Genomic DNA, 12,479 nt, shown 5'->3' with positions numbered 1-12,479 from the left:
CAAAATGATGAATTAGCCGCAATGCGCCCGCCGTTGACAAGGCCCTGACCGGGCCATATCTCTGCCCGGTCGCGACCATGGCGATGGCGTTTATTTTGCTGCGTTTTTGGCCGTTGAACCCAGACTGGCTCAATTCCCACCCATATGGCGGATGACCCCCCGCAGTCCGGGCTCTGGCGCCATCAGGCGTCACGGTGAGTTGATAGGCAGGCGGGTGACAACTTCTTGGCTGCAACGCGGTTGAATCGCGAACACAGGAACTAGGCATGATCGGCGCGCTCGCCCGCAAGTTTTTCGGATCCGCCAACGACCGGCGGGTGAAGGGATACCAGTCCCGCGTCAACGCGATCAACGCGCTGGAGCCCGAAGTCTCGAAACTCTCCGACGAGGCGCTCAAGGCCCGCACCGCCGAGTTCAAGAAGCAGCTCGCCGAGGGCAAGACGCTCGACGACCTCCTGGTGCCCGCCTTCGCCACCGTGCGCGAGGCCGCCAAGCGCACGCTCGGCCAGCGCCATTTCGACGTCCAGCTGATCGGCGGCATCGTGCTGCACGAGGGCGACATCGCCGAGATGAAGACCGGCGAAGGCAAGACGCTGGTCGCAACGCTTGCGGTCTACCTCAACGCGCTCGCCGGCAAGGGTGTCCACGTCGTCACCGTCAACGACTACCTCGCACGCCGCGACTCCGGCTGGATGGGCCAGATCTACGGCTTCCTCGGCCTGACCACCGGCGTGATCGTGCACGGCCTCGACGATGCCGAGCGCAAGGCGGCCTATGCCTGCGACATCACCTACGGCACCAACAACGAATACGGCTTCGACTATCTGCGCGACAACATGAAGTACCGGCTCGAGGACATGGTCCAGCGGCCGCACTTCTACGCCATCGTCGACGAAGTCGACTCGATCCTGATCGACGAGGCGCGCACGCCGCTGATCATCTCCGGCCCGCTCGACGACCGTTCCGATTTCTACAACACCATCGACGGCTTCCTGCCCAAGCTCGACAAGACCGATTACGACGTCGACGAGAAGCAGCGCACGGTGACGCTCACCGAAGCCGGCATGGAGAAGATCGAGGGGCTGCTGCGCGATGCCGGCCAGCTCAAGGGCGAGTCGCTCTACGACGTCGAGAACGTCTCGATCGTGCACCACATCAACCAGGCGCTGCGCGCCCACACGCTGTTCACGCGCGACAAGGACTACATCGTCCGCGACGACGAGGTCGTGATCATCGACGAGTTCACCGGCCGCATGATGGCCGGCCGGCGCTACTCCGAAGGCCTGCACCAGGCGCTGGAAGCCAAGGAGCACGTCCAGGTCCAGCCCGAGAACCAGACGCTGGCCTCGATCACCTTCCAGAACTATTTCCGCATGTACGAAAAGCTCGCCGGCATGACCGGTACCGCGCTGACGGAAGCCGACGAGCTGTTCGACATCTACAAGCTCGAGGTCGTGGAAATCCCGACCAATCTGTCGATCGCGCGCCTCGACGAGGACGACGAGGTCTATCGCACCCAGAACGAGAAATACGCCGCGATCCTGGCCGAGATCGAGCGCGCCAATGCGCGGCTGCAGCCGGTGCTGGTCGGCACCGCCTCGATCGAAAAGTCGGAAGTGATTGCCGAATACCTCAAGAAGCACGGCTACCGGCAGATCGATTTCGGCAACGAGAATTCGATGCAGAAGTTGTACGCCGCGGCTCGCGCCAACAAGCCGGCGAAGCTGTTCGCGGTGCTGAACGCGCGCTTCCACGAGCAGGAAGCCTATATCGTCGCGGAAGCCGGAGTGCCCGGCGCGATCACGATCGCGACCAACATGGCCGGCCGCGGCACCGACATCAAGCTCGGCGGCTCGCTCGAGATGCGCATCCAGCAGGAGACTGCCGGAATCACCGACGAGGCCGAGAAGGCGCAGAAGATCGAGCAGATCAAAGCCGACATCGAGCACTTCCGCGACATCGTGCTGAAGGCCGAGGAGATCGTCGAGATCGAGCCGGCGAAGGGCAGCAAGCCCGCCAAGACCGTGAAGAAGCCCGGCGGTCTCTACATCATGGGCTCCGAGCGCCACGAATCCCGCCGCATCGACAACCAGCTGCGCGGCCGGTCCGGCCGTCAGGGCGACCCCGGCCGCTCGAAGTTCTTCCTGTCGCTGGAAGACGATCTGATGCGCATCTTCGGCTCGGATCGCCTCGACAGCATGCTGCAGCGTCTCGGCCTGCAAGAGGGCGAGGCCATCATCCATCCCTGGATCAACAAGGCGCTCGAGAAGGCGCAGCAGAAGGTCGAGGCGCGCAACTTCGACATCCGCAAGAACCTGCTCAAGTTCGACAACGTCCAGAACGACCAGCGCAAGGTCATCTTCGACCAGCGCGTCGACCTGATGAAGGACGACAGCGTCGCCGAGACCGTCACCGACATGCGTCACGCCTTCATCGAGGATCTCGTCACCAAGCACGTGCCCGAGCATGCCTATGCCGAGCAGTGGGACACGGCCGGCCTGAAGGAAGAGCTGAAGCGCGTGCTCGATCTCGACCTGCCGGTCCAGGACTGGGCCAAGGAAGAGGGCATCGCCGACGAGGAGCTGCTCAACCGCATCGAGACCAAGGCCGACGAGCACATGGCGGCCAAGGTCGCGCAATGGGGCCCCGACGTGATGCGTTACGTCGAGAAGACCATCCTGCTCCAGACGCTCGACCATCTCTGGCGCGAGCATCTGATCATGCTCGACCATCTGCGCCAGGTCATCGGCCTGCGCGGTTACGGCCAGCGCGATCCGTTGCAGGAGTACAAGACCGAAGCCTTCAATCTCTTCCAGGAGATGAGCGCGCATCTGCGCGAGGCGGTCACGGCGCAGCTGATGCGTGTCGAGATCGTCCCGCCGGAGCAGGAAGCCCCCGTGCTGCCGCCGATGGAAGCGCACAAATTCGATCCGAACACCGGCGAGGACGAAATGGCGCTCGCCAGCGTCTCGCTCGGAGCGCAGGCGACCGACGCGGCGTTGCGCGACCCCAAAAACCCCGCCAGCTGGGGCAAGGTCGGTCGCAACGAGGACTGTCCGTGTGGCAGCGGCAAGAAGTACAAGCACTGCCACGGGCGGTATGCGTAAGGCTTGAATGGCTTTGTGAGGCGCAAAACCGGCGCCTCACGCTCCTCTGTCGTCGCCCGGCTTGACCGGGCGACCCAGTCCGCTGCAGCCACTCGGCTCAATCTCATGCCTCTCTGGAATACTGGATCGCCGGATTAAAGCGGGTGATGACCGTTGTGCGCGTGGCGTGCAGCTTCCATCACGTGATCGCCCCGCGAGATCCAAGGCGAGAGGTCGTAGCCCGGATGGAGCGCAGCGCAATCCGGGAATCCTGTAGCAGTGAAAGAAACTCCCGGATTACGCTGCGCTCCATCCGGGCTACGGCTGTTCAGCAAGGCGCGACACGCCCACTCAATTCGAGCTGTCGATCAAGCTCTCCAGCAGCCGCTTCAGTTCGCTCGTCGACTTGTCGCCGTAGCTTTCCAGGATGTGCTCCTCCTGGTCGACCGCGAGCGAGTTGAGCTTCTTGCACAGCACCTTGCCGCGGTCGGAGATGAACATCAGCACCTTGCGGCGGTCGTTCGGGTCCTGCACGCGATAGACCAGCGTGTCGGAGACCATGCGGTCGATCATCTTGGTCAGCGTCGGATGGTTGAGCAGCACGGCATCCGCAAGCTCGCCCATCGAGTGGCCGTTACCGTCAGACAGCACCTTCAGGATGCGCCACTGCTCGACGGGAACGCCTTCCTTGCTCAGACGCAGTTCCAGTTGCCGGTTGATCTCCCGGTTGGCTTGCGCGAGCAGGTAAGCGAGGTGTTCGGTGATCGGGGAGTTCGGTTTTGCCACGGCTAAGACTTCGTCTTGACCCAAATGAGTGAATGTCTTGCAATCGATGCTGCATCTATATGCACTTCAATTCTTGAATATTCAATATTTTCAAAATAGGATCATTGCCCAACAAAAGGGCGGAAGCCGCGGCCGCCTGCTCAATGTGCTTTCAGGTCTGGGACCGGACAGGAGTTGGCGTGCGCGCGACGGTAAACTTCCCGGCTCACGGCGGTCCGGCGTTGCCGCCGTCCTTGCTGTTCAGGAATCTGTCGTCGGCGGCGGACGATTTCGACCTGTCGCCGGTTGACGCGCATTTCGCCCGGCGTCGCGGCGCGCGCAACAAGCTGCGCATCGGCAATTTCCTCACCTTCACCGGCTCGCCCGGGATCTGGGGCCCGACCTCCACCAACAGCGCGATGCTGGCGGTCGCCGAGATCAACAAGCGCGGCGGCATTCTCGGCCGCGAACTCGAACTCTCGATCTACGATTCCGGCGGCCCGATCGACGAGGTGGTGCGCCGTGCCGAGCAGGCGATCGCCTTCGAGGAGGTCGATCTCATCATGGGCTCGCATATCAGCGCGGTCCGCGTCGCGCTGCGCAAGGTCACCGGCAACCGCATCCCCTACATCTACACCCCGGTCTATGAGGGCGGCGAGCGCACGCCGGGCGTGATGGCGATCGGCGAGACGCCGCGCTGGTCGAGCCGGCCGTCGATCCACTGGCTGGCCGACGTGAAGAAGGCGGCGCGCTGGTATCTGATCGGCAGCGACTACGTCTGGCCCTGGCAGTCGCATCGCTCGGTCAAGCGCTATATCAAGGAGGCCGGCGGCCAGGTGGTCGGCGAGGAGTTCGTCCCTGTCGGCGAGGACAATCACGAGGCGCATCTGGCGCGCATCCGTGCCGCCAAGCCTGACGTCGTGCTGATCTCGCTGATCGGCACCGACAGCATCACCTTCAACCGCGCTTTTGCCGAGGCTGGCCTTAGCCCCTCGACGCTGCGGCTTGCCGGCGCGATGGACGAGACCGTGCTGCTCGGCATCGGCGCCGACAACACCGAGAACCTGTTCTGCGCCTCCGGCTATTTCAACGGCATGGTCTCGCGTGCCAATGACGAGTTCCTCGGTGCCTATTATTCCATGTTCGGCCCGCACGCGCCGCCGGTCGGTTCCGTCGGCCAATCGAACTACGAGGGGCTGCGCTTCCTAGAGTCCGTGGCGAACCGCGCCGGCTCGCTGGCCTTTCGTCCGCTGCTCAAGGCCGCGCGCAACACCGTCTATTCGGCGGGCCGCGGTCCCGTCACGATCCGCGATGGCCGCGCCGAAATGCCGATGTATCTCGCCGAGGCCGACGGTCTCGACTTCAGGCTGGTCAAGACGCTCTGAGCGCTGGTCGTCCATCCGTCATGGCCGAGCCGCGAAATAATACTTGAAAAGGAAAATATTTCCGTCTGTAATATCGACGCGAGGTCGGTTGGCCCGCGCCGTGCAGGCGCGACCAGGCGGCTTTCGTCCAACGCCAGGGAACAAGAAGCCTTTGAGGAGAGCGCCGTGACAGTTGTCCTTCCCACGCCAGCCCAACTTCGCAGCGTCGCCGAGCAGTGCGGCCTCGCGCTGACCGATGACGATGTCGCCTCGTTTCGCGGCCTGATGCAGGGCTCGATCGAGGCCTACAATCTCGTCGGCGCGATGCCGGACGAGGTACCGGAGGTGAAGTACCCGCGCACGCCCGGCTATCGGCCCTCGCCGGAAGAGAACCCGCGCAACGCCTGGTATCGCAAGTCCACCGTGAAAGGCGCCGCCAGCGGCAAGCTCAAGGGCAAGACCGTCGCGCTGAAGGACAACATCATGCTCGCCGGCGTTCCCATGATGAACGGCTCGGCGACGCTGGAAGGCTACGTGCCTGACTTTGACGCCACCATCGTCACGCGCATGCTCGATGCCGGCGCCAACATCATGGGCAAGGTGCATTGCGAATCCTTCTGCATGTCCGGCGGCAGCCACACCGGCGCGGTCGGCGCGGTGCATAATCCGCACAAGATGGGCTATTCGGCCGGCGGCTCGTCCTCGGGCTCGGGCGTCGTGGTCGCGCTCGGCGAGGTCGACATGGCGATCGGCGGCGATCAGGGCGGCTCGATCCGCATGCCGTCCTCGTTCTGCGGCACCTACGGCATGAAGCCGACCTGGGGCCTTGTGCCCTACACCGGCATTATGCCGATCGAGATCTTTGTCGATCACACCGGCCCGATGACGGCGACCGTTGCCGACAATGCGCTGCTGCTCGAAGTGCTCGCCGGCGATGACGGCTACGATCCGCGCATCAAGGCGCCGAAGGTCGAGGAATACACCAAGGCGCTCGGCCAGGGCGTCAAGGGCATGAAGATCGGCATTCTGAAAGAAGGCTTTGAGCAGCCGACCGCGGAAGCCGCAGTGAATGAAAGCGTCCGCGAGGCCGCCAAGCGCTTCAGGGATCTCGGTGCCACCGTCGAGACCGTCTCGATCCCCATGCACATGGTCGGCCCCGCGATCTGGACGCCGATCGGCACCGAGGGCATGACCCAGACCATGATGTATGGCGACGGCTATGGCCTGAGCCGGTCCGACCTCTACTCGACCTCGCTGATGGATTTCCACCGCGGCTGGCGCCGGCAGGCGGACTCGCTGTCGGAGACGACAAAGCTGTTCCTGCTGCTCGGCACCTACATCAACAACAATTTCGGCCCGCGTTACTACGGCAAGGCGCTCAACATCTCCCGTCGCCTCACCGCGGCTTACGACAAGGCCTTTGGGGATTACGATCTCCTCCTGCTGCCGACCACGCCGATGAAGGCGACCAAGCTGCCGGAGCCGACCGCCAGCCGCGAGGATTACGTCGCTCGCGCGCTGGAGATGATCTCCAACACCGCACCGTTCGACATCACCCATCACCCCGCCATGTCGCTGCCCTGCGGTATGGTCGACGGCCTGCCGGTCGGCCTGATGCTGGTCGGCCGCATGTTCGAGGAATCCACCATCTACCGTGCCGCGCATGCTTTCGAGCAGATTGGCGACTGGAAGAAGATGTGAGCGAGGAACTCATGCAGACGGACGGAACACCATCATATGGCTAACGCGTTCGTCGCGGCGTTCGAGATCTTGAGCTTTGGCGCGATCATCGTCCTGATCGTGCTGGGGCTCGGGATCATCGCCAGCATGATGGGCATCTTCAACTTCGCGCAAGGCGAGTTCGTCCTGCTCGGGGCCTACATCACCTATCTCGCCTATGCCAAGGGCATGCCGATCTGGGCCGGCATGGTCGCCGCGCCTTTCGTGGTCGGTGCGCTCGGCTTCGTGCTGGAGGCGCTGATCATCCGGCGGTTCTACGCTGCGCCGATCGTGGCGATGCTCGGCACCTATGCGCTTGGCCTGATCATCCGCGAATCCGTTCGCGGGCTGATCGGCGGCTTTTATCTCACCGTGCCCGAGCCGATCGGGGGATCGATCGACATCGGCGCCATGCACATCTCGGCCTGGCGCTTCACCATTATCGTCATCACGCTGCTGGTGATGGCGGGCTGCTATCTCCTGCTCTCGCGCACGAGTTTTGGCTTGCGCGTGCGCGCCACGCTGGAGAACCCGGCGCTGGCGCGCGCCTCCGGCATCTCAACGCCGCTGATCTACGGCGCCACCTTCGCGTTCGGCGCCGCGCTCGCCGGCCTTGCCGGCGCGCTGATCGTGCCTGTGTTCAGCCTGTTTGCCGATCTCGGCCTGCGCTTCCTGATCCAGGGCTTTGTCGCAGTCATGGTCGGCGGCGTCGGCTCCTTCATCGGGCCGGTCGCGGGTGCCGGCGTTATCGGCACGCTCAGCGCCGCGCTGCCATGGGTGATGGCGCCCGTCGTCGCCGACGTCCTCGTCTTCGTCCTTGCCATTGTCTTCATCAAATTCCGCCCGCAGGGCCTCATCGCTGGAAAAGGGGTTTAGTCACATGTTCGATCGTCCACAGCTCTCTCGCCGCCGCTTTCTCTCCAACTTCGCCTTTGCGTCCGGCGCGGTCGCAACCGGCGTCGGCAGCTGGGTGATCCCGGCGCCCTGGGCCAATGCGGCCGAAGCCCCGATCAAGGTCGGCATCGCCACCGACCTCACCGGCCCGATCGCCTACGCGGGCAACGCCGACGCCAATGTCGCAAAAATGGTGATCAAGGAGATCAACGCCGCCGGCGGCCTGCTCGGCCGTCCCCTCGAACTCTACATCGAGGACACTGCCTCGAACGAATCCGTCGCCGTGGGCAACGTCCGCAAGCTCATTCAGCGCGACAAGGTGGACATGGTGCTGGGCGGCATCACCTCGTCGATGCGCAACGCCATCAAGGACCCGATCGTGGCCCGCGGCAAGACGCTCTACATCTATCCGCAGCTCTACGAGGGCAAGGAGTGCACGCCCTATCTGTTCTGCACCGGACCGACGCCGGCCCAGCAGTGCGACGAATTCATCCCCTGGCTGATCAAGAATGGCGGCAAGAAATTCGCGCTGCCGAGCGCCAACTATGTCTGGCCGCACACGCTCAACGTCTATGCCCGCAAGGTGATCGAATCCAACGGCGGCGAGGTCGTGTTCGAGGAATACTATCCGCTCGACCAGGTCGACTTTTCCTCGACCGTCAACCGCATCATCTCCAACAAGGTGGACGTGGTCTTCAACACCGTCATTCCGCCGGGCGTCGGACCGTTCTTCAAGCAGCTCTATGAAGCGGGCTTCCTCAAGAACGGCGGGCGTCTGGCCTGCGTCTACTACGACGAGAACACGCTCAACATCAATCAGGCGAGCGAGATCGAGGGCCTTGCGAGCTGCCTCGATTATTTCAAGGTGCTGACCAAGGAAAACCCGTTCGACGCTAAGATCCAGGCCGCCTACGAGAAGGATTTTCCGGGCAACTTCCTGTTCGCCGCCGGCAGCGCCGCCACCGGCACCTATCGCGGCCTGAAGCTGTGGGAAGCCGCCGTCAAGGAAGCCGGCAAGATCGACCGCGAGTCGGTTGCCGCCGCGCTCGACCATGCCAAGATCGCCGAAGGTCCGGGCGGGCCGGCCGAGATGGTTCCGGGCAAGCGGCACTGCAAGATGAAGATGTACACCGCGGTCGCCAAAGGCGGCAACTACGAGATCGTTGCGCGCAGCAACGGGCTCGTCGATCCCAAGGAATGCTGAGGCGGAATGCCGAAGTCGATGAGTGTGGTAAGAGAAGCCATCGCCGGCGACGAAGCGGACGATGCGATGGCTGAACGCGCGGCAGCGGGACAGGTCGCGGCAGGACGAAAAGTCCTGCCGATCGTGGAGGGCGTGGTGCTCGTCGCCGCGCTGCTCGCGCCGCTGGTGCTGCAGGATTATCTCACGGTGTTCGCGACGCGCGTGATCATCCTCGCGCTGTTCGCGCTGTCGTTCGACCTGGTCTGGGGCTATGCCGGCATCATGAGTTTTGGCCAGGCCCTGTTCTTCGGCTCGGCCGGCTATGGTGTCGCGCTGCTCGCGCGCGATCTAGATATCACCAACATCTTCCTGGTCCTGCCCGCGGGTACGCTGATCGGCCTCACCTTCGCTCTGCTGCTCGGCGGTTTCCTGTTGCTGGGACGGCATCCCTCCAGCGTCATCTTCGTCTCGCTCGGCACGCTCACCGGCTCCTACGCTGCCGACCGCCTCGCGCGCGGCTGGTATTATCTGGGCGGCCAGAACGGCATCCCTTCGATCGCGCCGATGACGGTGGGCAGCTACGAGTTCTCTGAAGGTCCGCCGTTCTACTATCTCGTGCTCGGCATTCTCGTCGTGGTCTATCTGCTCTGCCGCTTCCTGGTGCGCTCGCAGTTCGGCCTGGCACTGGCAGGCCTGCGCGAGAACGAGCAGCGCATCGCCTTCTTTGGCTACAAGGCGCAGCATCTCAAGGCGATCATCTTTGCGATCGGCGGCGCGGTCGCAGGGCTCGCCGGCAGCCTCTATGCCTTCCACGAAGGCTTCGTCTGGCCCAACATGGTCGGCGTCGTCGTCTCGACGCAAGTCGTGCTCTACGTGCTGTTCGGCGGCTCCGGCACGCTGATCGGCGCCGTCATCGGCGCGATCATCGTCGAGGGCGTCAGCTTCTGGCTCTCGGACAATTATCGCGACATCTGGCCGATCATCCTTGGCGTTCTGCTGCTGCTCGTGATCCTGTTCCGGCCGCTCGGCCTCATCAGCTTCGTGCTCGGTGAGCGTGAACGCGTCGGCAGCTTCGGTGCCAAGCCGAAGGAGAAACGCAATGCTCCTTGAAGCGGCCGGCATCAAGAAGGTTTTCGGCAAGCTCACCGCGCTGGACGGCGCGGCGCTCACCGTCGGCGAAAATGAGTTCCACGGCCTGATCGGCCCGAACGGTTCCGGCAAGAGCACGCTGATGAAGTGCATTGCCGGCGCAGAGGTGCCGACGCAGGGCAAGGTGAGCTTCATCAACACCGATATTACGGCCTTCACGCCGACCGAGCGCGCCCGCGCCGGCATGAGCCTGAAATTCCAGATCACCAGCGTGCTGCCGACGCTGACGCTCTACGACAACATCCTGCTCGCGCTGCAGGCGCAGTCCTCGCTGCTCGACCTCGTGCTCTCGCGCACCCGCAGGCTCCTGCACGATCAGGTCATGACCATGCTGACCCAGTTCCGCCTCGCCGACCGCGCCTTCGACGCGGCGGCCGCGCTGTCGCATGGCCAGCAGCAATGGCTGGAGATCGCGATGGCACTCGCGGGCAAGCCGAAGCTGCTGCTGCTCGACGAGCCGACCGGCGGCATGAGCCTGGAGGAGCGCCGCGTCACCGGCGAACTGCTCCAGCCGATCAAGCAGCATTGCTCGCTCGTCATCGTCGAGCACGACCTCGACTTCATCCGCGACATCTGCGATCGCCTTACCGTGCTCGACCAGGGCAAGGTGCTGGCGTCGGGCACCGTGTCGGAGATCCAGGCCAACAAGGCCGTCCAGGAGATTTATCTGCGCCGTGCCTGAATTTTTGGACATCAAGCATCTCGACGCCGGCTATGGCCGCAGCCAGGTCCTGTTCGACGTCAATCTCGGTATCCCCTGGCGCGGCGGCGTCGCGGTGCTCGGGCGCAACGGTGCTGGCAAGACCACACTGATGAAGACCATCGTCGGCGAGCTGCCGGCGTGGAAGGGCGAGGTCGCCTTCGACGGCCGAGACATCAGCCGCCGCGCGACCCAGGAGCGCGTCCGCGCCGGCATCGGCTATGTGCCGCAGGAGCATTCAGTGTTCGCGCGCCTGTCGGTGCGCGACAATCTCGCGGTCGGCTCGCTCGCGAGCAGGAAGGCCGACGCCGTCGACCACGTTCTGACCATCTTCCCCAAACTCGGCCAGCGCCTCGACCAGCCCGCGGGCACCCTTTCCGGCGGCGAGCGCAAGATGCTCGCCATCGGCCGCGCCATGCTGGGCGATCCAAAATTGCTGCTGCTGGACGAGCCGACCGAAGGCGTGTGGATCGGCGTGATCGAGGAGATCACCGAGCGCCTGATCGAGCTTGCGAAAAACATCGCTGTCATTATCGTCGAGCAGCACCTCGATCTCGCGCTGCGCGTCGCTGATTACGCCTACGTACTGGACCGCGGCCGCGTTGCGCTGCAGGGGCAGGCGGGCGAGGTGAGGGACAACCCGGAGCTGGTGCGGTATCTGGCGCCGTAGGGCGTTACATTGCTACTGGCTTCAAACCCCTCGCAACGCGACTCTGCCAATTCCGTCATCCTAAGGCTCGACCAGCGCGATGCGTAGCATCGCGTAGCGAGCCTCGAAGGATGAACGGCCACGATGCAGCCGAGCCGTCGCTCTCAAAGCCTTCGCAGGGTGCTCCCGCCGGTCCCGTCACCCTTCGAGGGCCGCTGAAGAAGCGGCCATCTCAGGCCGACGGGGAAGCACTGCCAAGAAACGGATTGACGATGGTGAGCCCGCCGATGCTGCGGCCGTGCTGCATATCTTCGGTGTAGAGGATATCGCAGCCAGCTTCGATCGCAGCGGCAACGATCAGTGCTTCATAGAAGGCGAAGCCATCGTTTTGCACCAGCGCAAGGGCCGCACGGCTGGTCTTGGCCGTAAGCGGGAGCGCAGGATCGAGCGTATTGTCGATATCATCGAACAGAAGCTCGATATCGCGCCAGCTTCGTCCCTGCTTCCTGTGCAAGACGTTTGCAAGCTCGTTCAGGACTTGCGCGCTAATGGCGCCGCCCTGCTCGATCAGGTCTCGCGAGATTGTGGCCTTGGTGCCGGTCTGCTGCGCGTAAACGAGAATGTTGGTGTCCAGAAACGCGCTCACCGCTCGTTCGCCTCGTCGCGATCGAACTTGTAGTCAGCAGGCAAGGGCGGCCAGTTGCGTGCGCGCATGTTCTCGATTGCCCGTCGACGCCGCTCTTCCTTTGTCTCGATCTCGATCATGCCCTTGCGGGCAGCGACCACCTCGAGTTCGTCGCCCTCCTTGAGGCCGAGTTCTTCGACGATGGCTTTGGGCAGGCGGACAGCGAGGCTGTTGCCCCATTTGGAAACCTGCATTTCGGCCTCCATGATATACAATTGATAAGTGTATATTATAATGATGATATCATAGCGGTCAAGTGGATCCCGTGGGTGTTTCGGCCCGGAC

Annotated in this window: 11 protein-coding genes; 8 read left to right on the top strand and 3 right to left on the bottom strand. The window is 63.6% G+C overall.

Translation table 11 applies throughout. From position 1 onward, the window contains the following. Positions 1-266: 266 nt before the first annotated feature. Positions 267-3,107, top strand: a complete 2,841-nt coding sequence (secA, locus tag PMI42_RS35915) for a preprotein translocase subunit SecA (protein ID WP_008144606.1) — start codon at positions 267-269, stop codon at positions 3,105-3,107. Between the two features lie 330 nt (positions 3,108-3,437). Here secA and PMI42_RS35910 read toward each other — a convergent pair whose 3' ends face one another. After that, positions 3,438-3,872, bottom strand: coding sequence for a MarR family winged helix-turn-helix transcriptional regulator (locus PMI42_RS35910; protein ID WP_008144603.1), 435 nt, complete (start codon positions 3,870-3,872; stop codon positions 3,438-3,440). A gap of 179 nt (positions 3,873-4,051) precedes the next feature. On the opposite strand from PMI42_RS35910, the gene PMI42_RS35905 reads away from it, so the two are divergent. From PMI42_RS35905 to PMI42_RS35875, 7 genes are all read left to right on the top strand, one after another. Continuing rightward, positions 4,052-5,236, top strand: a complete 1,185-nt coding sequence (locus PMI42_RS35905; protein WP_008144600.1) for a substrate-binding domain-containing protein — start codon at positions 4,052-4,054, stop codon at positions 5,234-5,236. A 165-nt stretch (positions 5,237-5,401) separates the two neighbouring features. Beyond that, positions 5,402-6,916 carry an amidase gene (locus PMI42_RS35900; RefSeq protein ID WP_008144598.1) on the top strand — a complete coding sequence of 505 codons (1,515 nt, stop codon included), beginning with the start codon at positions 5,402-5,404 and terminating at the stop codon, positions 6,914-6,916. Positions 6,917-6,952: 36 nt separating this feature from the next. Continuing rightward, entirely contained in the window at positions 6,953-7,810 is an 858-nt protein-coding gene (locus PMI42_RS35895) for a branched-chain amino acid ABC transporter permease (protein ID WP_008144596.1), read from the top strand. Between the two features lie 4 nt (positions 7,811-7,814). Next, positions 7,815-9,032 carry a substrate-binding protein gene (locus tag PMI42_RS35890; protein WP_008144594.1) on the top strand — a complete coding sequence of 406 codons (1,218 nt, stop codon included), beginning with the start codon at positions 7,815-7,817 and terminating at the stop codon, positions 9,030-9,032. A 6-nt stretch (positions 9,033-9,038) separates the two neighbouring features. Next, the gene (locus PMI42_RS35885) at positions 9,039-10,121 is read left to right on the top strand and encodes a branched-chain amino acid ABC transporter permease (protein WP_008144591.1); all 1,083 of its coding nucleotides are present in this window, start codon (positions 9,039-9,041) and stop codon (positions 10,119-10,121) included. Continuing rightward, on the top strand, positions 10,111-10,842 hold the full coding sequence (locus PMI42_RS35880) for an ABC transporter ATP-binding protein (protein WP_008144589.1): 732 nt from the start codon (positions 10,111-10,113) through the stop codon (positions 10,840-10,842). Before PMI42_RS35885 ends, PMI42_RS35880 begins: the two co-directional genes overlap by 11 nt. Continuing rightward, the gene (locus tag PMI42_RS35875; protein ID WP_008144587.1) at positions 10,835-11,530 is read left to right on the top strand and encodes a branched-chain amino acid ABC transporter ATP-binding protein; all 696 of its coding nucleotides are present in this window, start codon (positions 10,835-10,837) and stop codon (positions 11,528-11,530) included. The genes PMI42_RS35880 and PMI42_RS35875 overlap by 8 nt, the downstream gene beginning before the upstream one ends. A 211-nt stretch (positions 11,531-11,741) precedes the next feature. Here the strand turns inward: PMI42_RS35875 and PMI42_RS35870 are convergent, their stop codons facing one another. Beyond that, the gene (locus tag PMI42_RS35870) at positions 11,742-12,155 is read right to left on the bottom strand and encodes a PIN domain-containing protein (RefSeq protein ID WP_008144585.1); all 414 of its coding nucleotides are present in this window, start codon (positions 12,153-12,155) and stop codon (positions 11,742-11,744) included. After that, positions 12,152-12,388 carry an AbrB/MazE/SpoVT family DNA-binding domain-containing protein gene (locus tag PMI42_RS35865; protein ID WP_008144583.1) on the bottom strand — a complete coding sequence of 79 codons (237 nt, stop codon included), beginning with the start codon at positions 12,386-12,388 and terminating at the stop codon, positions 12,152-12,154. Before PMI42_RS35865 ends, PMI42_RS35870 begins: the two co-directional genes overlap by 4 nt. Between the last annotated feature and the right edge of the window lie 91 nt (positions 12,389-12,479).

Origin of the sequence: Bradyrhizobium sp. YR681 (assembly GCF_000282615.1) — a bacterium.
In the GTDB taxonomy this organism is placed as follows: domain Bacteria; phylum Pseudomonadota; class Alphaproteobacteria; order Rhizobiales; family Xanthobacteraceae; genus Bradyrhizobium.
This window is presented reverse-complemented; position numbering and strand designations above follow the sequence as displayed.

Excerpts from the sequence above, each read along its gene's own strand:
- secA (WP_008144606.1), top strand. The coding sequence starts at position 267 with ATGATCGGCGCGCTCGCCCGCAAGTTTTTCGGATCCGCCAACGACCGG.
- PMI42_RS35890 (WP_008144594.1), top strand. The coding sequence starts at position 7,815 with ATGTTCGATCGTCCACAGCTCTCTCGCCGCCGCTTTCTCTCCAACTTC.
- PMI42_RS35880 (WP_008144589.1), top strand. The coding sequence starts at position 10,111 with ATGCTCCTTGAAGCGGCCGGCATCAAGAAGGTTTTCGGCAAGCTCACC.
- PMI42_RS35895 (WP_008144596.1), top strand. The coding sequence starts at position 6,953 with ATGGCTAACGCGTTCGTCGCGGCGTTCGAGATCTTGAGCTTTGGCGCG.
- PMI42_RS35865 (WP_008144583.1), bottom strand. The coding sequence starts at position 12,388 with ATGCAGGTTTCCAAATGGGGCAACAGCCTCGCTGTCCGCCTGCCCAAA.
- PMI42_RS35885 (WP_008144591.1), top strand. The coding sequence starts at position 9,039 with ATGCCGAAGTCGATGAGTGTGGTAAGAGAAGCCATCGCCGGCGACGAA.